General features: G+C 62.8%; 30 protein-coding genes. 15 read left to right on the top strand and 15 right to left on the bottom strand.

The features are described 5' to 3' along the window. Positions 1-87: 87 nt before the first annotated feature. The 6 genes from lptC (at position 88) to ptsN (ending at position 5,338) form a co-directional block, all read left to right on the top strand. Entirely contained in the window at positions 88-801 is a 714-nt protein-coding gene (lptC, locus tag NKI22_RS22805; protein ID WP_023718957.1) for an LPS export ABC transporter periplasmic protein LptC, read from the top strand. Beyond that, positions 788-1,399 carry an LptA/OstA family protein gene (locus tag NKI22_RS22800; RefSeq protein WP_023718958.1) on the top strand — a complete coding sequence of 204 codons (612 nt, stop codon included), beginning with the start codon at positions 788-790 and terminating at the stop codon, positions 1,397-1,399. Before lptC ends, NKI22_RS22800 begins: the two co-directional genes overlap by 14 nt. After that, positions 1,399-2,217, top strand: coding sequence for an LPS export ABC transporter ATP-binding protein (lptB, locus tag NKI22_RS22795; RefSeq protein ID WP_023718959.1), 819 nt, complete (start codon positions 1,399-1,401; stop codon positions 2,215-2,217). The genes NKI22_RS22800 and lptB overlap by 1 nt, the downstream gene beginning before the upstream one ends. Positions 2,218-2,414: 197 nt before the next feature. Then, positions 2,415-3,941 carry an RNA polymerase factor sigma-54 gene (rpoN, locus tag NKI22_RS22790; RefSeq protein WP_352483586.1) on the top strand — a complete coding sequence of 509 codons (1,527 nt, stop codon included), beginning with the start codon at positions 2,415-2,417 and terminating at the stop codon, positions 3,939-3,941. A gap of 288 nt (positions 3,942-4,229) precedes the next feature. Continuing rightward, complete coding sequence (gene hpf, locus NKI22_RS22785) at positions 4,230-4,814, top strand: ribosome hibernation-promoting factor, HPF/YfiA family (protein WP_352483585.1); 585 nt, start codon at positions 4,230-4,232, stop codon at positions 4,812-4,814. A 59-nt stretch (positions 4,815-4,873) separates the two neighbouring features. Further along, positions 4,874-5,338, top strand: coding sequence for a PTS IIA-like nitrogen regulatory protein PtsN (gene ptsN, locus NKI22_RS22780; protein WP_023718962.1), 465 nt, complete (start codon positions 4,874-4,876; stop codon positions 5,336-5,338). Positions 5,339-5,409: 71 nt separating this feature from the next. Here the strand turns inward: ptsN and NKI22_RS22775 are convergent, their stop codons facing one another. Together NKI22_RS22775 and NKI22_RS22770 are read right to left on the bottom strand one after the other, a co-directional pair. Then, positions 5,410-5,667, bottom strand: a complete 258-nt coding sequence (locus tag NKI22_RS22775) for a BQ00720 family protein (RefSeq protein WP_352483584.1) — start codon at positions 5,665-5,667, stop codon at positions 5,410-5,412. Positions 5,668-5,730: 63 nt separating this feature from the next. Next, positions 5,731-6,156 carry an Hsp20 family protein gene (locus NKI22_RS22770; RefSeq protein ID WP_023718964.1) on the bottom strand — a complete coding sequence of 142 codons (426 nt, stop codon included), beginning with the start codon at positions 6,154-6,156 and terminating at the stop codon, positions 5,731-5,733. Between the two features lie 144 nt (positions 6,157-6,300). On the opposite strand from NKI22_RS22770, the gene NKI22_RS22765 reads away from it, so the two are divergent. Next, entirely contained in the window at positions 6,301-7,242 is a 942-nt protein-coding gene (locus tag NKI22_RS22765) for a nucleoside hydrolase (RefSeq protein ID WP_352816827.1), read from the top strand. 6 nt (positions 7,243-7,248) lie between these two features. On the opposite strand, the gene NKI22_RS22760 is transcribed toward NKI22_RS22765, so the two are convergent. The 6 genes from NKI22_RS22760 to NKI22_RS22735 all read right to left on the bottom strand — a co-directional run bounded on the left by NKI22_RS22760 (position 7,249) and on the right by NKI22_RS22735 (position 12,253). Continuing rightward, positions 7,249-7,485: a hypothetical protein gene (locus tag NKI22_RS22760; RefSeq protein ID WP_352816825.1), complete on the bottom strand. Its 237-nt coding sequence runs from the start codon at positions 7,483-7,485 to the stop codon at positions 7,249-7,251. A gap of 249 nt (positions 7,486-7,734) precedes the next feature. Continuing rightward, complete coding sequence (locus NKI22_RS22755) at positions 7,735-8,055, bottom strand: hypothetical protein (protein WP_352816822.1); 321 nt, start codon at positions 8,053-8,055, stop codon at positions 7,735-7,737. Positions 8,056-8,153: 98 nt separating this feature from the next. After that, on the bottom strand, positions 8,154-8,768 hold the full coding sequence (locus NKI22_RS22750) for a LysE family translocator (protein ID WP_023675274.1): 615 nt from the start codon (positions 8,766-8,768) through the stop codon (positions 8,154-8,156). Positions 8,769-8,871: 103 nt separating this feature from the next. Continuing rightward, a complete protein-coding gene (locus tag NKI22_RS22745; RefSeq protein ID WP_352816820.1) occupies positions 8,872-10,332 on the bottom strand; it encodes an amidase in 1,461 nt (486 codons plus the stop codon). A 6-nt stretch (positions 10,333-10,338) separates the two neighbouring features. Further along, positions 10,339-11,247, bottom strand: a complete 909-nt coding sequence (locus tag NKI22_RS22740; protein WP_352816818.1) for a ribokinase — start codon at positions 11,245-11,247, stop codon at positions 10,339-10,341. A 112-nt stretch (positions 11,248-11,359) separates the two neighbouring features. After that, complete coding sequence (locus tag NKI22_RS22735; protein WP_352816815.1) at positions 11,360-12,253, bottom strand: methylated-DNA--[protein]-cysteine S-methyltransferase; 894 nt, start codon at positions 12,251-12,253, stop codon at positions 11,360-11,362. Between the two features lie 114 nt (positions 12,254-12,367). Between NKI22_RS22735 and NKI22_RS22730 the strand changes: the two genes are divergently transcribed. Continuing rightward, the gene (locus NKI22_RS22730; protein ID WP_352816813.1) at positions 12,368-13,183 is read left to right on the top strand and encodes a class I SAM-dependent methyltransferase; all 816 of its coding nucleotides are present in this window, start codon (positions 12,368-12,370) and stop codon (positions 13,181-13,183) included. Positions 13,184-13,186: 3 nt separating this feature from the next. On the opposite strand, the gene NKI22_RS22725 is transcribed toward NKI22_RS22730, so the two are convergent. Continuing rightward, a complete protein-coding gene (locus NKI22_RS22725; protein ID WP_352816811.1) occupies positions 13,187-13,681 on the bottom strand; it encodes a DUF2244 domain-containing protein in 495 nt (164 codons plus the stop codon). Positions 13,682-13,703: 22 nt separating this feature from the next. Between NKI22_RS22725 and nth the strand changes: the two genes are divergently transcribed. Beyond that, positions 13,704-14,525: an endonuclease III gene (gene nth / locus NKI22_RS22720; protein WP_352495480.1), complete on the top strand. Its 822-nt coding sequence runs from the start codon at positions 13,704-13,706 to the stop codon at positions 14,523-14,525. A 34-nt stretch (positions 14,526-14,559) separates the two neighbouring features. Here the strand turns inward: nth and NKI22_RS22715 are convergent, their stop codons facing one another. The 4 genes from NKI22_RS22715 to NKI22_RS22700 form a co-directional block, all read right to left on the bottom strand. Then, positions 14,560-16,071 (bottom strand): tripartite tricarboxylate transporter permease, encoded by a 1,512-nt coding sequence (locus NKI22_RS22715; RefSeq protein ID WP_023718975.1) that lies wholly within the window; start codon positions 16,069-16,071, stop codon positions 14,560-14,562. A 9-nt stretch (positions 16,072-16,080) separates the two neighbouring features. Beyond that, positions 16,081-16,548, bottom strand: a complete 468-nt coding sequence (locus NKI22_RS22710) for a tripartite tricarboxylate transporter TctB family protein (protein ID WP_023718976.1) — start codon at positions 16,546-16,548, stop codon at positions 16,081-16,083. 76 nt (positions 16,549-16,624) lie between these two features. Continuing rightward, positions 16,625-17,602, bottom strand: a complete 978-nt coding sequence (locus tag NKI22_RS22705) for a tripartite tricarboxylate transporter substrate-binding protein (RefSeq protein WP_023718977.1) — start codon at positions 17,600-17,602, stop codon at positions 16,625-16,627. Between the two features lie 184 nt (positions 17,603-17,786). After that, entirely contained in the window at positions 17,787-18,242 is a 456-nt protein-coding gene (locus NKI22_RS22700) for a DUF2214 family protein (RefSeq protein ID WP_023718978.1), read from the bottom strand. A 227-nt stretch (positions 18,243-18,469) separates the two neighbouring features. Here NKI22_RS22700 and NKI22_RS22695 point away from each other — a divergent pair, with 227 nt between their 5' ends. The 6 genes from NKI22_RS22695 (at position 18,470) to NKI22_RS22670 (ending at position 24,478) form a co-directional block, all read left to right on the top strand. Continuing rightward, positions 18,470-19,009 carry a GNAT family N-acetyltransferase gene (locus NKI22_RS22695; protein ID WP_352816808.1) on the top strand — a complete coding sequence of 180 codons (540 nt, stop codon included), beginning with the start codon at positions 18,470-18,472 and terminating at the stop codon, positions 19,007-19,009. 203 nt (positions 19,010-19,212) lie between these two features. After that, positions 19,213-20,190, top strand: coding sequence for a Bug family tripartite tricarboxylate transporter substrate binding protein (locus NKI22_RS22690; protein WP_352453995.1), 978 nt, complete (start codon positions 19,213-19,215; stop codon positions 20,188-20,190). Positions 20,191-20,345: 155 nt separating this feature from the next. Then, a complete protein-coding gene (locus NKI22_RS22685) occupies positions 20,346-20,879 on the top strand; it encodes a tripartite tricarboxylate transporter TctB family protein (protein WP_023718981.1) in 534 nt (177 codons plus the stop codon). Between the two features lie 4 nt (positions 20,880-20,883). Next, positions 20,884-22,407, top strand: coding sequence for a tripartite tricarboxylate transporter permease (locus tag NKI22_RS22680; RefSeq protein WP_352483579.1), 1,524 nt, complete (start codon positions 20,884-20,886; stop codon positions 22,405-22,407). Positions 22,408-22,422: 15 nt separating this feature from the next. After that, a complete protein-coding gene (locus NKI22_RS22675; RefSeq protein ID WP_023718983.1) occupies positions 22,423-23,607 on the top strand; it encodes a CaiB/BaiF CoA transferase family protein in 1,185 nt (394 codons plus the stop codon). A 19-nt stretch (positions 23,608-23,626) separates the two neighbouring features. Beyond that, the gene (locus NKI22_RS22670; RefSeq protein WP_023718984.1) at positions 23,627-24,478 is read left to right on the top strand and encodes a citryl-CoA lyase; all 852 of its coding nucleotides are present in this window, start codon (positions 23,627-23,629) and stop codon (positions 24,476-24,478) included. 72 nt (positions 24,479-24,550) lie between these two features. On the opposite strand, the gene NKI22_RS22665 is transcribed toward NKI22_RS22670, so the two are convergent. Further along, positions 24,551-25,060, bottom strand: coding sequence for an NUDIX hydrolase (locus NKI22_RS22665; protein ID WP_023718985.1), 510 nt, complete (start codon positions 25,058-25,060; stop codon positions 24,551-24,553). Positions 25,061-25,186: 126 nt separating this feature from the next. Beyond that, the gene (locus NKI22_RS22660; RefSeq protein WP_023718986.1) at positions 25,187-25,492 is read right to left on the bottom strand and encodes a hypothetical protein; all 306 of its coding nucleotides are present in this window, start codon (positions 25,490-25,492) and stop codon (positions 25,187-25,189) included. Positions 25,493-25,516: the final 24 nt, after the last annotated feature.

Below are 25,516 nucleotides of genomic sequence, written 5' to 3'. Positions count from 1 at the left end.
CGGTTTTCCTCGGCTTGTGCTTGCTTGAGGGTGCCGGCACCCCACCTATAGGGCGGCCTGGCGGGCAGGGGTTTAGAAGAAGCAGTCATGTTAGCGGGACCAATCGAACCGACCAACACCGAGACGGAGTTGGCTCCCAAGGCCGCAGGCCGGGCGCGGGTCGACGCCTTTGACATCGCGCAGCGTCATTCGCGCCGGGTGCGGATCCTCAAGCTGGCCGTGCCGCTGGTCGCCGCCCTGATCGCGGTCGCGTTTCCGGTCTATTCCTATCTCATGGCTCCCGCTGCAATCGAGGTGCAGGCCGACGGCGGCTCCTTTGCCAATGGCAAGCTGGTGATGGCCAATCCCAAGCTCAACGGCTTCACCAAGCAGAACCTGCCCTATTCGATGACGGCCCTGCGCGCCATACAGGACGTCAGCAAACAAGGCATCATCGATCTGGAAGGCATCAAGGCCAGGCTGCCGATTGCGGCCGACAACACGGCCGCCATCGATGCCGCGCGCGGCACCTATGATCGCGACGGCAACACGTTCAGCCTGACCAGCGACGTGACGGTATCGACCACGGATGGCGTGGTGGCAAAATTCAAATCAGTCTATCTCGACATGGGCGAAGGCACTATGAAGACAAGCGAACCCGTCGATGTCAGCCGCGGCGGGTCGCGGATCAGGGCGGATTCGATGTCGGTCCAGGACAATGGCAAGGTCCTGGTTTTCGAGAACAAGGTGCGCGTCGACATCGATCCCGCCAGTTTGAAGGCGGCAGAGGCAAAGAGCGGAGAGACCAATGCGGTTCAGTAGTTCGGCACGGCGCCTCGCCGCGGTTTCGGCGTTGCTGACCCTCGGGCTGCCATTGGGGCTCACCCTGGGGACGGCTTCGTCGCTGGCGCAGTCCAGCGCCACCAGCCAAATGTCCGGCCTCAGGCTGTCGGGCGACAAGCCGATCCAGATCGAAAGCGACAAGCTCGAGGTGCGCCAGGCGGAAAGCGTCGCCGTCTTCACCGGCAACGTCAACGTCGTCCAGGGTCCAACCGTACTCAAGGCCGGCAAAATGACGGTCTATTACGTCAGGGATGCAGCCGCCGCCAAAGGCGCCGAGCCGGCGGGTGCCGCGGCGATGACCGGATCCGCCAACATCGACCATCTCGTGGTCGACGATAAGGTCTACATCAAATCGGACAATCAGGTTGCCACCGGCGACCGCGGCACCTTCGACATGAAGACCGAGGTGCTGGTGCTTTCGGGCAGCAAGGTCGTGCTCTCGCAAGGCGACAACGTGCTTGTCGGCTGCAAGCTTACCGTGCAGATGAAGAGCGGCCTTGCCCAGGTCGACGCCTGCGGCGGCCGCGTCATGATGTCGATCACGCCGCAGGCGAAGTCTGGAGCAGCGAAACCCTGATGACCGGCATATCGTCGCTGCTGGCGCGTCTTCCAGGGCGCGCCGCCAGCAAACTTGCGGCACCGGCCAGGGTCACCGTCGAAGCGGCAAAGTTCAAGGGAACCTTGATCGCCAAGGGGCTGACCAAAAGCTACAAGGGCCGCAAAGTCGTCAGCGGCGTGACGCTGGGCGTGCGCGCCGGCGAGGCGGTTGGGCTGCTCGGCCCCAATGGCGCCGGCAAGACCACCTGTTTCTACATGGTGACCGGGCTGGTGCCGGTCGACGAAGGCACCATCGAAATCGACGGCTTCGACGTCACGTCGATGCCGATGTATCGCCGCGCCCGTCTCGGCATCGGCTATCTGCCGCAGGAAGCGTCGATTTTTCGCGGCCTGAACGTCGAGCAAAACATCCGGGCCGTGCTCGAAGTGGTCGAAAAGAGCCGCAAGGAGCGTGAGCGCCTGCTCGACGAATTGCTCGAGGAATTCCACATCAGCCATCTGCGCAAGGCTCCATCGCTGTCGCTCTCCGGCGGTGAGCGGCGGCGCCTCGAAATTGCCCGTGCGTTGGCAACCCGCCCCGCCTACATGCTGCTCGACGAACCGTTCGCCGGCATCGACCCGATCGCCGTCGCCGACATCCAGCAGCTCGTGCGCCACTTGACGGCACGTGGCATCGGCGTGCTGATCACCGACCACAATGTGCGTGAGACCCTTGGCCTGATCGACCGCGCCTACATCATCCATGCCGGTCAGGTGCTGACCCATGGCCGAGCCGACGAAATCGTCGCAAATGCCGATGTGCGGCGGCTTTATCTTGGCGAGGGATTTACGCTCTAAATGCGAAATTCCGGTTCGAACGGGATTTCCGGCGTAGTCCGGCAGCTTTTTCTTCGATTTTCTGCCTGAAAAACGCGCTGGCAGGCGAGTTTTTCCGCACCTCGCCTTGACAAGCAAAAGCCGGGCCAGTTTCTATGCTGGCCTGGAAAATTCTTTCCAGCAGTGCGGGCGCGTAGACGGGGCGTTGAAACCGAACCATGGCGTTGGCGGCAAAACTACAGCTACGACAGTCGCAGTCGCTGGTGATGACGCCGCAGCTGATGCAGTCGATCCGCCTGCTGCAGTTCACCCACCTCGAGCTGGAACGCTTCATCGACGACGAGATCGAACGCAATCCCCTGCTGGAACGCGCCGAACCGCAGGACGACGCCGCCAGCGACCAGGCGCAGAAGAGCGACGCCGCATCGGAACCGGCCGCCGACGGCGACTGGTTCGAAGCGGAGACGGCGTGGAGCGCCGAGGCGATCTCGGAAAAGCTCGATACGTCGCTGGAAAACCTGTTTCCCGACGATCCTGGAACGAGCGAGCGGCTCGGCCCCGACCTGACGGCGCAATGGAAATCGGCGTCCGGCAATAGTTCCGCCTCTTCCTCCGACGGCTTCGACGTCGCGGATATGGCGGCGGCTGCCATCACGCTGCGCGACCATGTCGGCGAGCAGGTGGCGCTCGCCTTCGCCGATCCGGCCGCGCGCCTGATCGCCAGCGAGCTTGCCGACGGCCTCGATGAGGCCGGCTACATGCGTGCGGACATGGCCGAGATCGCGGCCCGCCTCGGCACGGACCCCCCGGCGGTGGCAATGGCGCTGGCGATTTGCCAGACATTCGAGCCCGCCGGCATCTTCGCCCGCGACCTCGCCGAATGCCTGTCGCTGCAGCTTGCCGTGCGCGACCGGCTCGATCCGGCGATGAGGGCATTGATCGCCAATCTCGAACTCCTGGCACGGCGCGATTTCCAGACGCTGAAGCGGATTTGCGGTGTCGACGAGGAGGATCTGCTCGACATGCTGGCCGAGATCCGGGCGCTCGACCCGCGGCCGGGAATGGCGTTTTCGCGCGGTGCCAGCGATGCGATCGTGGCCGACGTCGAGGTGCGCGCAGCCAATGACGGCAGCTGGACGGTCGAGCTCAACGCCGAGACGCTACCGCGCGTGCTGGTCGATCACATCTATTTCGCTCAGGTCACGCCGCATGCGAAAAACCAGGCGGAAAAAGATTTCCTCGCCGAATGCCTGCAGAATGCCAACTGGCTGACGCGCAGCCTCGACCAGCGGGCGAAGACTATCCTGAAGGTCGCCTCCGAGATCGTGCGCCAGCAGGACGCTTTTCTCGTCCACGGCGTGCGGCACCTGAAGCCGCTCAACCTGCGCACGGTGGCGGACGCTATCGGCATGCACGAATCGACGGTCAGCCGGGTCACGGCAAACAAATACATGCTGACGCCGCGCGGCGTGTTCGAGCTGCGCTATTTCTTTACCGCCTCGATCGCTTCGTCGGGTGGCGGCGATGCGCATTCGTCGGAAGCGGTGCGCGACCGCATAAAGCAGCTGATCGACGAAGAGAAAGCCGTCGATGTGCTTTCCGACGATGCCATCGTGGACATGCTGCGGGAAAGCGGCGTCGACATTGCCAGGCGCACGGTTGCCAAATACCGGGAAGGCATGAACATACCCTCTTCGGTGCAACGGCGGCGCGAAAAACGCGCTTTGGCCAGCGCCGGCCGTTGAACTCCGGCAGAATTTCCACAGCTTTCGCGTTCATTGACAAGCGGCAACGAAGTGGCTAGAAGCCCGCCCGCATGAGACGGGCTGGCGAGTGGATTTGAGTTCGCTGATGCCCGCACGAGGGATGGTCCGTCACGACGTAGGCCACGGACGGCCAAGAAGGCGGCTTGTGATCAACCGGAAAGTTCGGATTTAAAATCGGCGCAAGTGACGCCGCAAAGCTTGTGCGCACGGACCACGAGTATAAACTCGGGACAGTTTGAAGCCTGAGCAAGGAAGGTCAGTTTTCAGATGACACTGCGCATATCGGGAAAACACATGGATATCGGCGATGCGTTCCGTACGCGCATCAACGACCGTGTCGGGGAAGTGATCGGGAAATATTTCGATCGGGGCTTTTCAGGGCAAATCGTAGTCGTCAAATCGGGGTCGCGCTACACGGCCGATTGCATGATCCGGCTGGATTCCGGTGCTTCGCTGCAGGCGACCGGCGATGCCCAGGATCCGACGCTTGCCTTCGATGCCGCGGCGGACCGTCTGGAAACCCGCCTCAGGCGCTACAAGCGCCGGCTGAAGTCGCACAATTCAGGCAATAGCAATGGCGAACTCACCGACGTCGCCTATACGGTGATGGCCCCGCTTGCCGATGACGACGAGGAGATACCGGAGAATTTCGCGCCGGCCATCGTCGCCGAATCGACCATGACGCTGCGGACCATGTCGGTGGCGTCAGCCGTGATCGAGCTCGACACCAAGGACAGCCCGGTCCTGGTCTTCCGCAATGCCGGAAACGACCATCTCAACATCGTCTATCGCCGGCCGGACGGGAATATCGGCTGGATCGACCCGTCTACGGCCAAGGTCGCGCAGGGGTAAAAACCAGCCGCACGCAAGCGTGGGGACTGGCGACGGCAGGCGAACAAGGGATTTCAAGCATGGATCTGAGCGATCTCGTCAACGTTCCGGCAATCATGCCGGCGTTGAAGGCGAACTCCAAAAAGCAGCTGCTGCAATTGCTGTCTGAAAGGGCGGCGGCAATTTCCGGCATTCCGGAGCGGGAGGTGTTCGACACCATCCTGCAACGCGAGCGGCTGGGTTCGACCGGCGTCGGCAACGGCATCGCCATTCCGCATGGCAAGCTGGCCGGGGTGAAGCGGATCGCTGGAGTTTTTGCCCGGCTGGAGACACCGGTCGATTTCGAGGCCCTCGACGATCAGCCGGTCGACCTGGTGTTTCTGCTTTTGGCCCCCGAAGGTGCCGGCGCCGACCACCTCAAGGCGCTGTCGCGCATCGCGCGGGTGCTGCGCGATGCCGACACGGTTGCCAAGATCAGGGGCACGCGCGATGCCGTGGCTATCCACGCGCTGCTGTCGGATACACAGGCGTCGCACGCCGCCTGAGTTGATTGGACCCGTTGAAGGGCCGCCGTGAGCGGCCCTGTCCGTTTCAGCCAGATCGGCGCGCCGTGTTGTTAGTGGATAGCGACGGGGGTCAGATCGTTTTCCAAGGCGCCGGCCAGCGCCCGGTCGCGAGCATCCGAAAGCAGGATCGGCTGGCCGTTGGCGGCAAACAGGGCCCACAGTTCCAGCCCGGGCGCGATTTCGCCGAGGCCCGGGAAACGGCCGCGCAGATCGTCGCTCGACACTTTCCTGAGATAGGCGACCGAACCTTCGCCGAGATGAGCGAATTCGCCGCTGGTCATGATGATATTTTCGTCAGTTCTGGTCATTTCAAGCCTCCTTGCCGCGAGACGCCGCTCAAGGCCATCCCGCATGAGAGCTATCGGCAAAACTCAGTCTTTCACCGATATGTTTATTTTTCGTACCAGCCGTTCGGACTCCGGCCGATCGAGGTCGATCGACAAGAGGCCGTTCTTCAATTCCGCCGCAATCACCCGCATGCCGTCGGCCAGCACGAAACAGCGCTGGAACTGGCGCGCGGCGATGCCGCGGTGGAGGAATTCGCGCTCGGTGTCGTCGTTCTGACGGCCGCGCACGACCAACTGGTTCTCCTCCGTGGAGACATCGAGATCGCTTTCCGCGAAACCGGCGACGGCGAGCGTGATGCGCAGCCTTTCGGTTTTGCCGTCGGCACCGCTGAGGCGCTCGATGTTGTACGGAGGATAGCTGTCACCCGACTTCGCCAAGCGCTCCAGTGTCTTTTCCATGGAATCGAAACCGAGGAGAAGCGGGCTGGAAAAAGGCGTCATTCGGCTCATGTTACAGTGTCCTCTCAAGAGCGACATAAAGTGGAAAAACCCGGATGGCATTTTTCCCGATGGTCTTGATATGGTCCGCCGCCCGGCAGACTTCAAGCCGTCACACGTCCCGCCCAAAAAGACTTGCCAAAACAAGGAATTGAAATGCCCCAATCCCGCAGGATCCTCATCGACACTGACCCCGGCCAGGACGATGCCGTCGCCATATTGCTGGCGCTCGGCAGCGCCGAGCTGGAGATCGTCGGCATCACCGCGGTGGCCGGCAACGTGCCGCTGAAACTCACCGAAAAAAACGCACGCAAGATCTGCGAGTTGGCCGGCCGGCCGGATGTCAAGGTCTATGCAGGCGCCATCCGGCCGCTGGCGCGTGAACTCGTCACCGCCGAGGAAGTGCATGGCAAGACCGGCCTCAACGGACCGCAACTGCCTGAGCCAAAGATGAAGCTGCAGGATCAGTATGCGGTCGATTTCATCGTCGAGACGCTGATGAAGGAGGAGACCGGCACGATCACGCTTTGCGCGCTCGGGCCGCTCACCAATGTTGCGCTGGCGCTGATCCGCGAGCCGAAAATCGCGCCGCGCATCAAGGAGATCGTGCTGATGGGCGGCGGCTTCTTCGAGGGCGGCAACGTCACGCCGACTGCCGAGTTCAACATCTATGTCGACCCGCATGCCGCCGATGTCGTGTTCAAATCCGACATTCCGATCGTGATGATGCCGCTCGACGTCACCCACAAGGCGCTGACCACCGCCAAGCGCACGAAGGCTTTCCGCAAGCTCGGCACCAGGGTCGGCACGGCGACGGCGGACATGCTGGAATTCTTCGAACGCTTCGACGAAGAGAAATACGGCACCGATGGCGGCCCGCTGCACGATCCTTGCGTCATCGCCTATCTGTTGAAGCCGAAGCTGTTCAAGGGCCGCAACTGCAATGTCAGCGTGGAAACCGCCTCGGAGCTCACCATGGGCATGACGGTGATCGACTGGTGGGGGGTGACCAAGCGGCCGAAGAACGCCATGGTGATGCGCGACATCGACCATGATGCGTTTTTCGCGCTGCTGCTGGAAAGGCTGGGGCGGCTTTAGCGCCGCTCAGTCATTGAGCAGGCGGTAGGTGCTGGTGCCGTTCTTGCGGCGCTGTTGTTCGATCGAGACTTCCGATCCGATCATGTGGGGCGTCTCCACCTCACCATCGATAAATACCAGTGCGTTGCCGTCATGGAGACGGACTTCATATCTATAATAAAGTCCATGGCCGACGGAACCTTTCGGATTTAGAGGCATCGTCGCGACATCTTCGACGATGCCTCCTATGCGTTGCGTGCCCATGATCGGGCTATTCTGTCTTGTTACAATCGCCACGGCGGCCACAAGAGCGAATGAGCAAAAGAAAGCGACGCCAACGACTGTATCGCGAAACTCTTCCCGAAGCAGAAGAAGGCGGTTTCTAAGAGAAAGATTCGTCGGCCCCATCACTTAGAGTTGAATGGCGTAAGGGCTTTGTTCAAGAGCGATTTCTTCGAAGAGAGCTCTGTCACTCGTTTACCTTCGAAAACAGCTTCATTGATCGATCGCCGTTCAATTTGGAAATCGGTAGAAGACAAAGCCATTGTCGCGCGTGACGCGCTCGATGCCGACGTGCGAGCCGATCAGGCGCGGACGATCGTCGTCGATGAAAACAGATGAACCGTCTTCAAGGACCAGCATGTAGACACTTCGGCCTTTGCCCCAATGGGCACTTTTGACGGCTGCATCGATTGGGCCCACCGAGCGGATCGGGCTGGCGTTATTCGTCCACTTGAGCGGATCGAGGGCCAACACCGCCGCAAACAAAGCAACAATCAGGATCACGCCGATCGCGTGCCTTTTCACATCCACAAAAGTCCATGGCACCGGCATGAATCCCCAACTATCAATTCATGTGGTGCACAGAAGGCTGACTTTCAATCGGGCTTCCTGTTCCAGGAGATTGCTATTTGCGTCCCGGCTCGCGGCTGTTACTTCGCCTTGGAAAACGCCAGCCACAGGCCGCCGCCCACCAGGAAGCTGCCGCTGATTCGCGACAAGAGCTTGACGCGGCCGGCCGAGAGCAGGCGTCCGGCGCGGCCGGCGGCCAACGCGTAGGTCGAATCCGAGACGGCGGCGAAGATCATGGCGGTGAGACCCATGACGCCGATCTGTAGCGCGTAATTGCCTTCGGGGGCGATGAACTGCGGAAAGAAGGCGCCGAAGAACACCAGCGTCTTCGGATTGCTGATCGCCACCAGCAGGCCCTGCAGGAAGAAGCCGCCGCGCGGCTTTTTAGCCGATCCGTCGGCGTTCAGCTTGCCTTTCGAGCGGAACATCTGCACGCCCATCCAGATCAGGTAGGCGGCGCCGATCAGCCGGACCCATTCGAACCAGTGGCCCATGCCGGCGATAAGCGAGGTCAGCCCGATGCCGACGATGGCGATCATGATGGCCAGCCCGGCCTGGGTGCCGGCGACATTGGCGAGGCCGGCGCGCGAGCCGTGGCGGATGCTGTTGGCGATGATCAGCGTGACCGTCGGCCCCGGCACAAGAATGATGACGATGCAAGCGACGACGTAGGTGGCGTAGAGTTCCAGCGACATTTTTCCCTCCGCAGAATGCCGCTCGTGCGGCGCGCTGTCGCGATCAATGCATGGCGATGAGTTGCGTGCAAGCCGGCGAGGCGCCGACAATGCGGAGCTGATTTCAGCAGGCGCCGGCCTGCCATGGTAGCGTTGCCTCATAGGCGGCAGCCGCCCTCAGCACCGAGAGGTCACCGCGTGGCCGCCCGATCAATTGCATGCCCATCGGCCTGCCCTTGGGGTCGAAGCCCGCCGGCACATTGATCGCCGGGCAGCCGCCGAGCGTGGCGAACGCTGAAACCTGCATCCAGCGATGATAGCTATCCATGGCACGCCCGGCCACTTGCGTCGGCCAGTGGGTGGAGACCTCGAAAGGGAAGACCTGCGCGGTCGGCAGCGCGATGAGATCGAATCGATCGAAGAGCGACAGCAGGGTTTTGTGCCATGACGAGCGCCTCACCGTGACGGCGTGGACCTGCGGCGCGGTGAGGCCCAGTGCATGTTCCACCTCCCACACGGCCTCCGGCTTGAGAAGGCGGCGTTTAAAGGGATCGTCGTAATGCACCTTGAGCGCACAACCGCTGCTCGCCTGGCGAAGCGTTACAAAGGCCTGCCACAGCGCTTCGAAGTCGAATTCCGGCATCAGCGGCTCGGCCTCGAAGGATAGATCCGCTAACCGGCCGAGTGCTGCCTCGCAAAGCTGTAGAATGCCTGCTTCAATCGGCAGATGACCGTCAAGATCGCCGAGCCAGGCGATGCGCCCGCCGGCCGCCGGCGTTTCCAGCCCTTCGAGGAACGAGCCTGGCTTATCATGCGACAGCGGCGCGCGAGGATGATAGCCGGCCTGAACGTCGAGCAGCAGCGCCATGTCGCGCACGTCACGCCCCATCGGCCCTTCGACGCCCATTTGCGCATGAAACACATCAAGATCAGGGCCGGCCGGTACCAATCCCTGCGACGGGCGGAAGCCATAGACATTGTTGTAGGCAGCGGGATTGCGCAGCGAACCGCCGAAGTCGCTGCCATCGGCAATGGGAACCATGTCGAGCGCCAGCGCGACCGCCGCGCCGCCGCTCGAGCCGCCGGCGGTCAGCGCTGGGTCGAACGCGTTGAGCGTCTGTCCAAACACGGTATTGTAGGTGTTGGAGCCGAGCCCGAATTCGGGAACGTTGGTCTTGCCGATGATGATGGCGCCGGCCTGCCGAACACGCTCGACGAAGAAGTCGTCTTCCTCAGGCACGAAATCGGCGAAGATCGGCGAGCCGAAGGTGGTTCTCAGGCCTTTTGTCAGCGCAAGATCCTTGATCGCGATCGGCAGACCGAACAGCGATCCGGTATCTGCTCCTCGCGCCAAATGAGCGTCTGCCTCGTCGGCCTCGCGCAGGATGTCGGCACGCTCACGCAATGAAACGATGGCGTTGACCTGTGGGTTCACCGCCTCGATCCGGTCCAGGAATGCAGCGATCACTTCGCGCACCGAAAGCTGCCGGCGCCTGATCCTGTCGGCCAGTTCCACGGCGGACAGGCGGCAGATGTCGCCGGCGGGCGGCACGGCATGCCTGGTGGTCGGGCGCGTGGCTGTCATCGCGCTTCAGCCCGCAGATGTCGGCATGGCGGCGTCGACATCCCTGGCCAGCGGGATGGCAGGCTGGGCGCCGGCTTTCAGGCAGGCCAGCGAACCGGCTGCGGCAGCGCGGGCAAGCGCCTGGTCGAGCGGCAGGCCTGCCGCCAGTCCGGCAGCAAAATAGCCGCAGAACGTGTCGCCGGCGCCGACCGTGTCGAGCGGAGTGATCTTCAGCGCCGGAACCATCAGGAGATCGTCCGGCGTCGCGGCGAGAACGCCGTCTGGGCCAAGCGTGACGACGATGGTGCGGCCGGTTCTCGAGGCATAGTCGCGCATCCGTGCCGGGCGGTCGCGGCCACTCAACAACAGCGCCTCACCATAGAGATCGAACTCGGTCTCGTTGGCGACGAGATAGTCGGCCTTGCCGAGGAAGCCGGCCGCGTCGCCGTGGAAAGGTGCGGTGTTGAGCACGGTGACCGCGTTGGCCGTCCTTGCCGCGTCAAGCGCTGTCTCGACCGTTTGCAACGGGACCTCCAACTGCAGCAGCACGACATCGCCGTTTTTCAGGAAAGCCTTGGAAAGGTCACCCGGCACGACCGAATCATTGGCGCCCGCCACGACGGCGATCACGTTCTCGCCGTCGGCGCCGACCATGATCAACGCGGTACCCGTCGAGGCAAAGGTCTCGCCGACGCCGGACAGGTCGATCTTGCCGTCGCGCAGCAGCGCCAAAGCCTCGCCGGCGAAGCTGTCCTTGCCGACCGCGCCGACCATGCGCACCTTGGCGCCGGCGCGGGCGGCGGCCAGCGCCTGGTTGGCTCCCTTGCCGCCGGGGGCGGTGGCGAAACCGGAGCCGCGCACCGTTTCGCCGGGACCGGGCAAGCGGTCGACACTGGCGATGAGGTCGAGATTGATGGAACCGATGACGACGATCAAGAAGTGCCTCCCGCTAGCGCATGTCACTCTAATTGCGCGGGAAGCTACTCCGTAAGATCGCTGCTTGTCACCCTCGGGGCCCTTCGCTCCTATCGTTCCATTCGTTGGCTATTCAAGAAGAGACTTGTCCCGCCTCCCAGCCGAGGATGGCGCGTTTGCGCGTCAGGCCCCAATGGTAGCCGGTGAGCGCGCCGGACTTGCCGAGAGCCCGGTGGCACGGCACGACGAAGGACATCGGATTGGCACCGACCGCGGCACCGACAGCCCGGCTGGCGCTCGGTGCGCCGATGCGCGCGGCGATCGAGGAATAGGTGCAGGCCTTGCCCATCGGAATGCGCAGCAAGGCCTCCCAGACGCGGACCTGGAAGTCGGTGCCGATCATGACGACGCGCAGCGGCTGGTCGGCGCGCCACAGCGTCGGATCGAAAATGCGCGCGGCATAGGGCGCCGTCGCCGCCATGTCCTCGACATAGGTCGCATTCGGCCAACGGCTGGACATGTCCGCAAAGGCCGCACGCTCGCCGCCGGGGTCGTTGAAGGCGAGGCCGGCAAGGCCGCGGTCCGTCACCATGATCAAAGCGATGCCGAAAGGCGAGATATGATAGCCGTAGCGGATGGTGAGCCCGGCGCCGCGGGTCTTGTAATCGCCCGGCGACATCGCTTCATGGGTGACGAACAGATCGTGCAGCCGGCCTGGGCCGGACATGCCGAGTTCGAACGAAGTTTCCAGCAGCGGCATGCCGGAATCCAGCAGTTTGCGCGCATGATCGAGGGTGACGGCCTGCAGAAAAGCCTTCGGCGACAGGCCGGCCCAGCGGGTGAACAGCTTCTGCAGCCCGGTCGGCGTCTCGCCGACCTCCTCGGCCAGCACTTCCAACGAAGGCTGATCGCGATAGTCGAGGCTGATCTTTTCGATGGCACGACGGACGATTTCGTAGTCGTCACCTTCAGGCGTGATGTCTTTCTGAAGGATTGCTGTCGTTTTGAGAGGCATTTGGGCGTTCATGGCAGTATCTCCTTGAGTGCGAATATCGTCCTTCGCGGCGCCGATCACCACCCGAAACTTGCTTTCCCGCAGCATGTACCCAGATAGAGTTGGCTTTGAATGGGGAGGACAATCATGGCCGGCGAGAAGGTGCAGCTGACCAAGGAAAGAGAAACGCTGCTGATCACCGTCTACGGCAAGGCGCTGGAAAGCCGGCTTCCCAACTCGCTGCTGAAAGACCGCTTCGCGGACGAGGCGGTTCGCCGCATCGACTACGACTTCTCGCGGCTCAAGGTCGACAACAATCTCGGCGTCGGTCTGGCGATCCGGGCCAAGACGCTGGACGACTGGGTTGCGGCTTTTCTGGCGAACAACCCGAACGCCATTGTGCTGCATCTCGGCTGCGGGCTGGACACACGAATATTCCGTATCGACCCGCCAGCCGGCGTCGACTGGTTCGACGTCGACTACGCCGAAGTCATCGAGCTCAGGCGCAAGCTCTACCCGATGCGCGAGCATTACCACCTGATCGGATCATCCGTCACCGAGCCTGGCTGGTTGGATGAAGTGCCCGGCGATCGCCCGGCGATGGTCGTGGCGGAGGGCCTGACCCCCTACCTTGCCGCTGACCAGGGCCCAAGACTCGTTTCGCGGCTTGTGTCGCATCTGGCCAGCGGCGAATTTATCTGCGATGCCTACAGCGACCTGGGTCTAAAGCTCGTGCGCCTCAACCGGTCGTTCCGCGCCACCGGAGCCGAACTCCACTGGGCGATCAACGGTCCGCGCGACTTGGAACGGTCAGTGCCCGGCCTGCGGTTGGTCGAGGAAACGATGGCGTACAAACCCGAACATGCCGCCCGTGTGAGCTGGTTCGCCGGACTGGTCTTTCGCCTCTGGAGCCACGTTCCGGCTCTTCGGAGGGTCGGCAGGCTGTTGAGATTTCGGTTTTGATCGTCAGCGCGCCTTGGCGGTCGCCAGAGCGCGCGAAAATGCGGTGGCAAAACTTTCGCGGTCGTCGGGGTTGAGGAAGCCACCGATCGAGACTGTTTTTCCTTGCGCCTCGACCGCCATTCTGGTGATGCCGATTTCGGTGTGGCGGGCGATCGAAAAGCGTGCCCAGAACGGATTGAAGCGATGTGCTTCCGATTTGCCTGACGGGGCAGTCTTGCGGATATCGAGGCTGGTGCGCGACACCGATACTTCCTCGCGAGCCCGGGCGGCACGATAATTGGCGCGGAAGGCGATATAGACGGCAATAACGTCGAGGCCGAAGAAGCCGAACACCGGCCAGGCGCCGCGCGACAGAAAAAACGCTCCGGTCACCAGCCACCCGAACAGCAGTGCGCCCATCAGGATGACAAAGCCGGTCTTGCCCAGCGACCGGTGCGGTATCAGCAGCGCCTGGAAGAATGGCTCGTCGGCCTGAAATGAGGCGTTTGTGTCGCTCATTACAGAATATTATAGGAAAGCAATGACAAGCCCCAAGTCCAAAAACTCTTCGGCGCTAAAAAAAGACCTGTTGCCCGGCCGCCGCGACGGCTCGAACGCCAAGCCGCGTCCGCGGCCGGCGAGGTCGCGGGCGCTTTACAGCCCGGCCGAGGTGCATGAGATTTTCCGGCGCTTTTCCGTTCAGCGGCCGGAACCGAGAGGCGAACTCGAACATATCAACGCCTTCACGCTGCTGGTGGCGGTGGTGCTTTCAGCGCAGGCGACGGACGCCGGTGTCAACAAGGCGACGCGGGCGCTGTTCAAGATCGCCGACACGCCGCAGAAAATGCTGGCGCTGGGCGAGACCAGGCTCGGCGACCATATCCGCACCATCGGGCTGTGGCGCAACAAGGCCAAGAACGTCATCGCGTTGTCGGAAGCCCTGATCCGCGACCACGGCGGCAAGGTGCCCGATGATCGCGATCAACTGGTCGAGCTGCCGGGTGTCGGCCGCAAGACCGCCAATGTCGTACTCAACGTCGCCTTCGGCCAGCATACGATGGCGGTCGACACGCACATCTTCCGCATCGGCAACAGGCTCGGCCTGGCGCCGGGCAAGACGCCGGAACAGGTCGAACAAGGGTTTTTGAAGATCATTCCGGATGAATATATGCGGCATGCGCATCATTGGCTGATCCTGCACGGCCGCTATGTTTGCAAGGCACGCAAGCCGGATTGCCCGGCTTGCGTCATCGCCGATATCTGCAAGGCCAAGGAAAAGACGACCAGCGTGCCTGCACCACTGGTCGAGATCGCGCCGCTCGGGCCAGTAGAGGCGGCTACTGAATCAGTGCCAGCCAAGTGACTCTGAAGTTCCTCCTATGTGGCGCCGTCCACGTTCAGGAGCTCTCTTCGACAAACACCTCCTCGCGCTTCTTCCTGACCGCGGGGAGAAACACGATGACGAGCACGGCGAGCGCGATGAGGAGCAGGCTGGCGCTGATCGGTCTCGTCACGAAGGTACTCGGATCGCCGCGAGAGAGGATCATGGCGCGGCGCAGGTTTTCCTCGAGCAGCGGGCCGAGCACGAAGCCAAGCAGCAGCGGCGCGGGTTCGCAGCGCAGCTTGGTCAGGAGATAGCCAAGCAAGCCGAAGAGTGCGACTGCATAGAGGTCGTAGACGTTGGTGTTGACGCTGTAAACGCCGATCGAGCAGAACGCCATGATGATCGGGAAGAGCACGTAATACGGGATCGTAAGCAGTTTCACCCAAAGCCCGATTAGCGGCAGATTCAAGACGATCAGCATCAGATTGCCGATCCACATCGAGGTGATGATACCCCAAAACAGTGCAGGCTGTTCGATCGCAACATTGGGGCCGGGTACGATGCCCTGGATGATCATCGCGCCGATCATCAGCGCCATTACCGGGTTGGCCGGAATGCCGAGCGTCAGCATCGGGATAAAGGAGGTTTGTGCGCCGGCATTGTTGGCCGATTCCGGTCCGGCGACGCCTTCGATTGCGCCTTTGCCGAATTCCCCCGGACTTTTCGAGACACGTTTTTCGACGGTGTAGGAGGCAAAGGCGGCAAGGATCGCGCCGCCTCCCGGCAGGATGCCGAGCGCCGAACCGATGATTGTTCCGCGCACGATGGGGGCCGCCATGCGCCGAAAATCTTCGCGGGTCGGCATAAGGCCGGAGATCTTTCGGATCAGCACGGAACGCTCATGCTCGTTTTCGAGGTTGCGCAGTATCTCGGCGACGCCGAAGACACCGACCGCCACTGCGACGAAATTCAGCCCGTCGGCATATTCGCGGATGCCGAGCGTGAAGCGGGGCGTGCCGGTGTAGATATCCGTGCCGACAAGTCCGAGCAGCAGGCCGAGCACGACCATGGCAAGTGCCTTGACGATCGAGCCGTGGGCGAGCGCGACGGACGAGACCAGGCCGACAATCATCAGCGAAAAATACTCGGCTGCGCCGAATCTCAGCGCTATCGCCGTCAGCGGTGGGGCAAAGATGGCGACGAGGAAGGTCGACACCGTGCCGGCAAAGAACGAGCCTATCGCCGCGGTCGCCAGTGCCGCCCCGGCGCGACCGTTCCTGGCCATTTGGTAGCCGTCGATGGCGGTGACGGCCGACGAAGATTCGCCGGGCATGTTGATGAGGATGGCGGTAGTCGAACCGCCATACTGCGCGCCGTAATAGATGCCGGCGAGCATGATGAGGGAGGAAACCGGATCGCCGATCTGGAAGGTGATCGGCAACAGCATGGCAATGGTTGCGGTGGCGCCGATGCCGGGCAGGACACCAATCAGCGTGCCGAGAAGGACGCCGATCAGGCAGAAACCGAGGTTTGCCAAAGATGTGGCCGTCGAAAAGCCGAGTGCGAGATTGTTGAGGAGTTCCATTTCATCTCCTCACAATGATAGGGGCAGCCACGGGCCGAAACGCCGGAACGGCAGGCCGAGTGCGTAGCTGAAGACGACGAATGCGAACAGCGTCAGGCCGGCCGACAGCACGAGCGCGGTCAGCGGCTTCATACGGCCGCTGCCGAACGATGCGATTAGCGCCGTCAGGAAGATCGAGGGGATAAAGCCGAGGCCGCGCACCGTCAGGCCGAAGAAGATCGGAGCGGGCAGAATGAACAGCATGCCGCGCCACGCGATGTGGCCGATCGGGTCGCTCTCGAAACGCACCGCTTGGACGAGGATGACGGCGCCAAGCAGGATCAGCACGATCGCCAGCACCAGCGGGAAATAGCCCGGTCCCATACGGAAGGCGGTGCCGATTTCGAGGCCGAGCGACTGCAGCGCGAAAAATGCGCCGAGGAAGATGAACAGCGCTGCGCAAATGCCGTTGGTTCTGTCGATTGCGAACGGTTTCATGACGTCCTCCCGGGCCGCGCCGCGGGCTTGCCCATGCCGTGTAAAAACGGGGCGCTGGTGGCGCCCCGTTCAAGCTTTAGTCGGCGTACTGGCCGGCCGCTTCGATGATAGGCTTCCACCGCGCGATCTCACTTTCCAGCTTGGCCTTGAGCGCGGCCGGCGTGGCGTCGGCCTCGGGCGACGGCTTGGTGCCGAGTTCGGCAAAGCGGGCGACGACGTTCTGATCCTTCAGCGCCACCTGCAGCGATTTCGACAGGCGCTCGGTGATCTCGGCCGGCGTGCCCTTGGGTGCATAGATTCCGTGCCAGATGCCGACCTGCACCTGCGGAAGGCCGGCTTCCGTCGTTGTCGGCACGTCCGGAAGCACGTCGAGGCGTTGCGCCGAGGTTACGGCATAGCCCTTGATCGTGCCGCCCTGGATCTGCTTGGTGGTGTTGGTCGTCTGGTCGCACATGATGTCGACCTGGCCGCCGAGAAGGTCGGTCATGGCCGGGCCAGTGCCTTTGTAGGGAACGGTGACCAGCGGCGTGCCGATGGCGCTCATGAACAGCATGCCGCACAGATGCGAGGCCGCGCCTATCCCGGCATTGGCGACGGTGACGGTGTCCTTGTTGGCCTTGGCATAGTCGACCAGTCCCTTCAGATCGGTCGGCTCGAGATCCTTGCGGCCGACGATGGTCATCGGCACTTCTGTGACGAGACCGATATATTCGAACGCGTTCAGCGTGTCGTAGGCGAGGTTCCTATACAGCGTCGCGCTGGTCGCCATGCCGATGTGATGCAGGAGCAGCGTATAGCCGTCAGGATCGGCATTCGCGACGCGGCCGGCGCCTAGCGTGCCGCCGGCGCCGCCGACATTCTCGACGATGACCTGCTGGCCGAGGTCCTTCGACATGGCTTCCGCGACAAGACGCGTGACGGTGTCGGTTGGGCCGCCGGCCGAAAACGGCACGACAACGGTGATGGTGCGTTCGGGGTACGTCTGCGCGCCCGCGGCCAACGGGTAAAGCATGGCGACCGCAACGGCAGCCAGCGCGGCGACGAATTTTCTCATCGTGATTTCCTCCCAGAATACGAATTACCAACCGCTGCGCGGAGTTCCTCTCAAACCGAATGTAGATGGAGCAATAACTAGCGCAACCCGACAAATGACAATCGCCTCAAACGGCAAACTGCACGTTTGTCCGCGCAAATGAGTGGAAAGGTCGGGCCGCGCGATGCCCTTCCTCCGACCTATCTTAATAGCCGTAGCCGCGCGCCATCGCCGCCGCGAACACCGGGATCAACAGGAAGATGAATGCCTCGGTGCGGACATAGGTGCGAACGGACGCTAGCTCCGCCGCAGGCACCTGGAAGCCGGGACTGGCGCTCGCCTGCCTGCTCCAGGACAGGAATCGGACGGTCGGGATAATCGACAACAGGCCGACAATTGCGAAAGCGGCCATCTTTGCCCAGAACATCCAGTTGTAGACGTAGAATTCCCAGCCCTTGAGACCATAGATGACGCGGCCGATGCCGACGACGATGATCAGCATGGCAATGATGCCGTAATGGCGATCGATACCGACAAGCCGCTTCAGCGTCGCGGCGGACAGGTCGCTGCGGATCAGGACGAATTCGGCGCCGATGATGCCTGCCAGCGAAAACACCAGCAGATGATGGAAGATGGCAAGCACGAGGTCGGTGGTGTCCATGCTGTTTCCCCTCTGTCGGACGGCAGCGCCGAAACCGAACGCAGTGAACCAAATACTGGCGAAAAACTAACACCGCTTGGCGGGATTCACATCAGCCTGGAAGATGATCTACACAGCCTTGGTTCTTGTTTTACGCAACGGATTTTGATTCCCCATTTCATGCATGTCGCTGTCCTAACCGTTGGATGACCGGCATTAGGCACCGGCAACACAACCGAGGCATGACCATGACCAGTCCGCAGACAATTGTCGCCCCAGTGATTGAGACCTCTCGCACGGTCCTGCGACCGCACCGGCTGGACGATTTCGACGCCTATGTCGCAATGTGGGCCGATCCCGTCGTCACCCGTTTTATCGGCGGCAAGCCGCGCACGCGGGAGGAAAGCTGGATGCGTTTCCTGCGCCATGCCGGCCTGTGGTCGCTTCTGGGCTACGGCTTCTGGGCGGTCGAGGAAAAGGCGACCAGCCGCTTCATCGGCGAGGCCGGCTTCCACGATCTGAAACGCGACATGACGCCGTCGATCGAGGGCATTCCGGAGGCCGGATGGGCTCTGGTTTCGGCCGTGCATGGCCAGGGGTTGGCCAGCGAAGTCGTCGCACGGGTGCTTGCCTGGGGCGATGAGGCATTTGCAGCCGCGAAGACCGTCTGCATCATCGATCCGGAAAACACCGGCTCGCTGAACGTCGCGGCAAAATGCGGTTATGGCGAAGTGCTGCGAACCGTCTATCAAGACAAGCCGACCATCCTGCTGCAGCGGCAGCCCTGACGGATGCTGTCTGGGCACTGCCTGCCGTCGTCGGGCGTCGAGTTCGCCAGCCTGAACATCGCACGGGCCGATTGTGGCGCATGGGGAGTGTTCTGTCTTTGACAGGATGACGCAAACTCTGCATGAATTTTATCGAGCGGGTCTGAATTCAGGCTACGTTTCTGGCAGGCACCGGAGGAGGTGTCGCGATTTGGAGGAATCCCATGCTGAACAGACGCAGATTCTTGATGAGCACCGCGGCGGCAGGTGCTGCCGGGCTCGCGGCATCGCATTTTATCCCCGCTTTCGCGCAGGACGCACCGCAGCTGCAGATTTTCGTGCCGGCGGCGCCGGGCGGCGGCTGGGACCAGACGGCGCGCGCCATGGACCAGGTGCTGCGTAGTGAAAAGCTGATCTCCGGCTCGCAGATCACCAATGTCGGCGGCGCCGGTGGCACCGTCGGCCTGCCGCAGTTCGTCAACCAGTGGAAGGGCAAGGGCAATGCGCTGATGGTGGCTGGCATGGTCATGGTCGGCGCCATCATCGCCAACAAGGCGGCCAACAACCTTACCGAGGTCACCCCGATCGCCCGCCTTACCGGCGAGTTCGAGGCGCTTGTGGTGCCGGCCGCCTCGCCGTTCAAGACTGCGGCCGACTTCGTTGCCGCCCTCAAGGCCGACCCGACGCAGGTTCCAGTCGCCGGCGGTTCGGCCGGCGGCTCGGACCACATCTTGTTCGGCCTCATCGCCAAGACCGTCGGTGTTCCTGCAACCAACCTGTCCTATGTGCCGTTCGCCGGCGGCGGCGAGGCGCTGTCGGCGCTGCTCGGCAACCAGGTCGCGGCCGGCATCTCGGGCTATGGCGAGTTCGCCGAACAGGTCAAGGCGGGCGCGCTGCGGCTGCTGGCGATATCTGCCGACAAACGCCAGGAGGGCATCGATGCTCCGACCATGAAGGAAGCCGGCATCGACGTCGAGCTGTTCAACTGGCGCGGCGTCTTCGCGCCGCCCGGCGTCTCGGACGCCGACAAGGCAGCAATGATCAAGCTGATCGAGACGATGGCCAAGAGCGACGCCTGGGCCACCGAATGCAAGAACCGCAACTGGACGCAGATCCTGCTCACCGGTGACGACTATGCGAAATTCGTCGCCGAAGACACGGCCCGCATCGGGACGATCCTCAAGGACCTCGGCCTGGCGTGATGCTCTCGGCAAGGCGCGGCCTGCGCCAACCCTTGCCGACTTTCGCCAGCCGCATGGACATACGCGGCGCCGGAGGTGAAACTACGCCGAGATCGGCCGAGTGAGACCGGTCCAAGGAGAACCGGCCCCAAGGGACCGACATTGGGAGGACGATGATGAGCACCAGCGACCAGCAGGCGCCGCCGCGCCTTGCAGTGCCCGAACTGCTGATCGGCGTTGGGCTCCTCGCCTGTGCGGGTGCGGTTGCCTGGCAGACGCTGGCAATCCCGGTGTCGCCGCTCTATTCCAAGGTCGGTCCGACCGTCTTTCCCTACATCACCATGACGGGGATGGTGATCCTGTCGCTGCTGCTCATCATTGCCGCCTTGCGGGGCGGATGGCAGCCGGAGGACGAAAAGGAGACGCCGACCGACTGGAAGGCGATGGGCATCGTCGTCCTCGGACTGATCGCCAACCTCGTGCTGATCCAGCCGCTCGGCTTTACCGCCGCATCTGTCATCATGTTCGTTCTCATCTGCCACGGTTTCGGCAGCCGGCGTCCGCTGCGTGACGTGCTGCTCGGTCTGATCCTGGCGCTGGCCGCCTATTTCGGCTTTGCCAGGGCACTCGGCGTCAATATCGGCGCCGGCTTCATCGAAAACCAGCTGAACGCGATCGTCGATTCGGTCGTTGCCGTGCTGAGGGGCTGACGCCATGGAAACGCTCGGCCATCTCGCGCACGGATTTTCGGTCGCCTTCTCGCCGATCAATCTCATATGGTGCCTGGTCGGCACCACGCTGGGGACTGCGATCGGCGTGCTGCCCGGCCTCGGACCGGCATTGACCATCGCGTTGCTGTTGCCGATCACCTACCAGGTGGCGCCGGAGGCGTCGTTCATCCTGTTTGCCGGCATCTATTACGGCGCCATGTATGGCGGCTCGACGACATCGATCCTGCTCAACACGCCTGGCGAAAGCGCCACTATCGTCACCGCGCTGGAAGGCAACCGGATGGCCCGCTCCGGCCGTGGCGGTGCGGCCTTGGCAACCTCGGCGATCGGCTCCTTCGTCGCCGGCACGCTGGGCACGATCGGCGTTGCCTTCCTGGCGCCGATCGTCGTCAAATTCGCGCTGGCTTTCGGTCCGGCCGAATATTTCTCGCTAATGGTGCTGGCCTTCATCACGGTTTCGGCGGTGCTCGGCTCGTCGTCGGTGCGCGGCCTGACCAGCCTGTTCGTCGGCTTCGTCGTCGGCATGATAGGCGTCGATCTGCAGACGGGGCAGCCGCGCTTCACCTTCGGCATGAGCGAATTGTTGGACGGCGTCGACGTCATCGTCGTCGCCGTTGGCCTGTTCGCCGTTGGCGAGACGCTTTACATGGCCTCGCGCCGCTATGCCGGCAAGGACGACATCGTGCCGTTGAAAGGGTCGCTCTACATGACCGCGGCTGAATGGTCGCGCTCGTGGAGGCCATGGCTGCGCGGCTCCCTGATCGGCTTCCCGATCGGCGCCATGCCGGCCGGCGGCGCCGAAATCCCGACCTTCCTCTCCTATGCCATCGAGAAGAAACTCTCCAGACACAAGGAGGAGTTCGGCACGGTCGGTGCCATCGAGGGCGTTGCCGGGCCGGAAGCGGCCAATAATGCATCCGCCGCCGGCGTGCTGGTGCCGATGCTGACGCTCGGCCTGCCGACCTCGGCGACGGCCGCGATCATGCTGTCGGCATTTCAGAGCTACGGCATCAATCCGGGGCCGCTGCTGCTGACGACGCAGGCCGACCTGGTGTGGGGGCTGATCGCCAGCCTGTTCATCGCCAATGTCATCCTCGTCGTCCTCAACCTGCCGCTGATCGGGCTCTGGGTGCGATTACTGAAGATTCCGGCGCCGCAGCTCTATGCCGGCATTCTGGTGTTCGCCACGGTCGGCACCTACGGCATTTCGCAATCGCCGATCGACCTCATCATCCTCTATCTGCTCGGTGCCGCCGGCTTCCTGATGCGGCGTTTCGATTTCCCGACCGCGCCAGTCATCATCGGCATGATTCTCGGGCCGCTTGCCGAAACGCAGTTCCGCCGCGCGATGACCATCTCGAACGGCGATTGGACGGTGTTCTACAAGCATCCGCTGTCGCTGACGCTGCTGACGCTGGCCTTCATCGGGTTGGTTGGACCGCATATCTGGGCCTACATCGAGCACAGGCGCATGCGCGGACCGGAGCACGTGCCGGGCGATGCCTGAGCTGTTCGTGACGTCATGACAGACCTGCTTTCCGGCATCCGCATCCTTGACCTGACCAATGTGCTGGCCGGCCCCTATTGCGCCTACCAGCTGGCATTGCTCGGGGCCGACGTCATCAAGGTCGAGACGCCGCAAGGCGGTGATCTGGCGCGCCAGCTTGGCGCCTCGCCGGAGCTCAACCGGGTGGGCATGGGCGCTTCGTTCCTGGCGCAGAATGCCGGCAAACGCTCGGTGGCGCTCGATCTCAAGCAGGAGGCCGACCGCGAACGCTTCCTCGATCTGGTCGCTTCGGCCGACGCGCTGGTCGAGAATTTCCGCCCCGGCGTCATGGACCGGCTGGGGCTTGGCCATGCCAGGCTGAAGGAGGTCCGGCCAAGCCTTGTCTATTGTGCGATATCGGGCTTCGGCCAGACCGGGCCGATGCGCGACAATCCAGCCTATGACCAGATCATCCAGGGTCTTTCCGGCATCATGAGCATCACCGGTACACCGGAAACGGCGCCGCTGCGTGTCGGCTATCCCGTCGCCGATACGCTTGGCGGGCTGGTCGGGGCGTTCGCCATTACCGCCGCGCTGGTCAAGCAGAAGACGACAGGCGAGGGTGCGTTCCTCGACGTCTCTATGCTCGAATGCACGCTTTCTGCGCTCGGCTGGCCGGTGTCGAACTATCTGACGGCGGACGTCGAGCCGCAGCCGATGGGCAATGAAAACATGACGGCCGCACCGTCTGGCGCGTTTCGCACCGGCGACGGCTTGCTCAACATCGCAGCCAACAAGCAGGAGCAGTTCGTCACACTGTGCCGGTTGATCGATCGGCCGGAGCTGGCGTCGGATGTCCGCTTTGCCGAGCGCGAAACGCGCAAGCAGAACCGCATTGCATTGAAAGCGCTGATCGAGGATGCCTTGGCGAGCGGCTCTGCCGCCGCCTGGGAGGAGACGTTCAATCGCGCCGGCGTGCCGGCAGGCCGGGTGCTGACAATCCCGCAGGTACTGCAAGAGCAACAGGTGATCCAGCGCGGCATGACGGCGCGCTTCCAGGCTGTGTCCGGGATGGACCGGCCGCTGATCGTGGTGCGCGGCGGCTTCATGGTCGATGGCGAGGCACCTTTGCCGAGCAGGCCGCCGCCGGGGCTCGGCGAGCATATGGACGAGGTTTTTGCCGGTTTGCCGCCACGCGCCAAGAAAAGAGCGAAGGTATGAGCGGCACGGAAAAGAAGGCATGAGCGACACGGAAAACAAGACTGGCCGCGCGCGCGGCGAGGAATGGTGGCAGACCGGCATCATCGAGATGCGGCCCGGCGTCATCCGGCTGCGCGGCTATGAGATCCAGGATCTGATCGGCCGCGTCAGCTTTCCCGCAATGATCTGGCTGATGATGCGCGGCGAACTGCCAAGCGAGGAGCAGGCGACGCTGCTTGGCATCGCGCTGGGTGCCGCCGTCGACCACGGACCGCAGGCGCCGTCGATCGCCATCGCCCGTATGGCGATCACTTGCGGCGTCGGCATCAACAGCGCCATGGCGTCGGCCATCAACGTGCTTGGCGACGTGCATGGCGGCGCCGGCGAACAGGCGCTTTCCTTCTACGGAGACATCGCCGCCGAACTGGACGCCGGCGTGCCGCTCGCGGACGCCGTGTCGGCGCGGGTTGATCGTTTCCTTGCTGGGGAAGACGGTTATGTGCCGGGGCTCGGCCATCGTTTCCATCCGGTCGACCCGCGGGCACCCCGCCTCATCGAGCTGACCCGCGACTTTGCCGCGCTCGGCGTTGTCAGCGGGCGCTTCGCCGACATCGCCGAGGCGATCGAGGCCGAGGTTGCGCGGCGCAAGGGCAAAAAAATCCCGCTGAATATCGACGGCGCCACGGCCGTCATCTACGGAGAGCTCGGCTTCCCGCCGCCGCTGACGCGAGGCCTTTTCGTACTGTCGCGCTCGGTCGGCATCCTGGCCCATGCATGGGAACAGTCGCAGGAAAGCGACCGCAACAAAGGGCCGCTGCCGCGCGAATGGCTGTGGGCCTATACCGGCACGCCGGCGCGGCCTTTGCCCGAGGAAGACGAAGGCAGTCAGTGAGATGTCGGTTCAAGCGACAGCGGAGGGCGCTGGAGCCAATTCCCGATAGAGTCGGGATAGACCCCCAATGTTTTATTGAGCGTGATCTTTTCCGAAAGCCGGATTCTGCTTTTTGGGGGTATGCTCCAGCTCGGGACTCCTGATGTTCCTCACCAGCGTCGAAAGATCCGGCTCGTCGATCAGCAGCGCCGCGTCGGCCGGTGCCAGCCATGCCCGCTGCCGCCTGTTGGCTTCTTGCCAGTCGGCAAGTTCCTCGGTTACCTCCAGCAAATAGACGACGACGTCGACGCGGACGAAGCGGTTCGCCAGCCGCTTCCAGTAGCAATAGGTGCCGGCCGGCTGTTTCAATATCCTGCCGAGGACGCCGGCTTCTTCCTGTGCTTCGATGGTGGCCGCCTTGCGACCGCCCTTGCCCTTCATCGGCCAGCCTTTCGGCACGATGAAGCGCCTCGTCGTTCGCGATGTGACGAGCATAACCTCGACTTCGCCATGCTCGCTCAGCCGAAAGGGGATCGCCGCGACCTGGCGAATCCGGGCGCCCTTCCTTGCCTTACGGACGACCTTCTTTCTGCTGGCTGCCATTCAAAAATCCAGTCGAAGCGGTGCCCAAAGCACGAAGGGCAGCATTGCTAAATCCAAACCGCCTTCGATGTTATCTCAGGTGCGGCGGCATCCAAGCATAATAAGTCGGCTAAATAAATGAAAACGTTAGCGGCAAGTGCTGACAAAGCCGCTCCCTGACGGCAGCAACTGACAAGTCGGCTTCATCTGCGGCACCACCTGCGGTTGGGGCGCCGGGATTTGGCGGTCCTGCGCACGGTATTGCTGTTGCTGCTGCTGATATTGCTGCCGCTGCAGCCTGTTCTCCAGCATCTGCAACTGGTTTTGCTGGATCAATGCGTTGCGGTCGGCGGGGCTGACGATCTGTGCCGATGCGGCAGGATTTACGCCCGACAGCATCACCGTTGCCAGCATTGCCGACCCTAAAAACGTCAATAGACGAAGCTGTGACATTCATTAATTCCCGCACAAAACCGA

Origin of the sequence: Mesorhizobium sp. M0778 (genome assembly GCF_040320105.1) — a bacterium.
In the GTDB taxonomy this organism is placed as follows: Bacteria; Pseudomonadota; Alphaproteobacteria; order Rhizobiales; family Rhizobiaceae; genus Mesorhizobium.
The sequence above is the reverse complement of the archived record's forward strand: the minus strand, read 5'-3'. Positions and strand labels throughout refer to the sequence as shown.

Bases quoted from the DNA above. Each gene is read 5' to 3' on its own strand.
- lptC (WP_023718957.1), top strand. From the start codon at position 88: ATGTTAGCGGGACCAATCGAACCGACCAACACCGAGACGGAGTTGGCT.
- NKI22_RS22800 (WP_023718958.1), top strand. From the start codon at position 788: ATGCGGTTCAGTAGTTCGGCACGGCGCCTCGCCGCGGTTTCGGCGTTG.
- lptB (WP_023718959.1), top strand. From the start codon at position 1,399: ATGACCGGCATATCGTCGCTGCTGGCGCGTCTTCCAGGGCGCGCCGCC.
- rpoN (WP_352483586.1), top strand. From the start codon at position 2,415: ATGGCGTTGGCGGCAAAACTACAGCTACGACAGTCGCAGTCGCTGGTG.
- hpf (WP_352483585.1), top strand. From the start codon at position 4,230: ATGACACTGCGCATATCGGGAAAACACATGGATATCGGCGATGCGTTC.
- ptsN (WP_023718962.1), top strand. From the start codon at position 4,874: ATGGATCTGAGCGATCTCGTCAACGTTCCGGCAATCATGCCGGCGTTG.
- NKI22_RS22775 (WP_352483584.1), bottom strand. From the start codon at position 5,667: ATGACCAGAACTGACGAAAATATCATCATGACCAGCGGCGAATTCGCT.
- NKI22_RS22770 (WP_023718964.1), bottom strand. From the start codon at position 6,156: ATGAGCCGAATGACGCCTTTTTCCAGCCCGCTTCTCCTCGGTTTCGAT.
- NKI22_RS22765 (WP_352816827.1), top strand. From the start codon at position 6,301: ATGCCCCAATCCCGCAGGATCCTCATCGACACTGACCCCGGCCAGGAC.
- NKI22_RS22760 (WP_352816825.1), bottom strand. From the start codon at position 7,485: ATGGGCACGCAACGCATAGGAGGCATCGTCGAAGATGTCGCGACGATG.
- NKI22_RS22755 (WP_352816822.1), bottom strand. From the start codon at position 8,055: ATGCCGGTGCCATGGACTTTTGTGGATGTGAAAAGGCACGCGATCGGC.
- NKI22_RS22750 (WP_023675274.1), bottom strand. From the start codon at position 8,768: ATGTCGCTGGAACTCTACGCCACCTACGTCGTCGCTTGCATCGTCATC.
- NKI22_RS22745 (WP_352816820.1), bottom strand. From the start codon at position 10,332: ATGACAGCCACGCGCCCGACCACCAGGCATGCCGTGCCGCCCGCCGGC.
- NKI22_RS22735 (WP_352816815.1), bottom strand. From the start codon at position 12,253: ATGAACGCCCAAATGCCTCTCAAAACGACAGCAATCCTTCAGAAAGAC.
- NKI22_RS22730 (WP_352816813.1), top strand. From the start codon at position 12,368: ATGGCCGGCGAGAAGGTGCAGCTGACCAAGGAAAGAGAAACGCTGCTG.
- NKI22_RS22725 (WP_352816811.1), bottom strand. From the start codon at position 13,681: ATGAGCGACACAAACGCCTCATTTCAGGCCGACGAGCCATTCTTCCAG.
- nth (WP_352495480.1), top strand. From the start codon at position 13,704: ATGACAAGCCCCAAGTCCAAAAACTCTTCGGCGCTAAAAAAAGACCTG.
- NKI22_RS22715 (WP_023718975.1), bottom strand. From the start codon at position 16,071: ATGGAACTCCTCAACAATCTCGCACTCGGCTTTTCGACGGCCACATCT.
- NKI22_RS22710 (WP_023718976.1), bottom strand. From the start codon at position 16,548: ATGAAACCGTTCGCAATCGACAGAACCAACGGCATTTGCGCAGCGCTG.
- NKI22_RS22705 (WP_023718977.1), bottom strand. From the start codon at position 17,602: ATGAGAAAATTCGTCGCCGCGCTGGCTGCCGTTGCGGTCGCCATGCTT.
- NKI22_RS22700 (WP_023718978.1), bottom strand. From the start codon at position 18,242: ATGGACACCACCGACCTCGTGCTTGCCATCTTCCATCATCTGCTGGTG.
- NKI22_RS22695 (WP_352816808.1), top strand. From the start codon at position 18,470: ATGACCAGTCCGCAGACAATTGTCGCCCCAGTGATTGAGACCTCTCGC.
- NKI22_RS22690 (WP_352453995.1), top strand. From the start codon at position 19,213: ATGCTGAACAGACGCAGATTCTTGATGAGCACCGCGGCGGCAGGTGCT.
- NKI22_RS22685 (WP_023718981.1), top strand. From the start codon at position 20,346: ATGAGCACCAGCGACCAGCAGGCGCCGCCGCGCCTTGCAGTGCCCGAA.
- NKI22_RS22680 (WP_352483579.1), top strand. From the start codon at position 20,884: ATGGAAACGCTCGGCCATCTCGCGCACGGATTTTCGGTCGCCTTCTCG.
- NKI22_RS22675 (WP_023718983.1), top strand. From the start codon at position 22,423: ATGACAGACCTGCTTTCCGGCATCCGCATCCTTGACCTGACCAATGTG.
- NKI22_RS22670 (WP_023718984.1), top strand. From the start codon at position 23,627: ATGAGCGACACGGAAAACAAGACTGGCCGCGCGCGCGGCGAGGAATGG.
- NKI22_RS22665 (WP_023718985.1), bottom strand. From the start codon at position 25,060: ATGGCAGCCAGCAGAAAGAAGGTCGTCCGTAAGGCAAGGAAGGGCGCC.
- NKI22_RS22660 (WP_023718986.1), bottom strand. From the start codon at position 25,492: ATGTCACAGCTTCGTCTATTGACGTTTTTAGGGTCGGCAATGCTGGCA.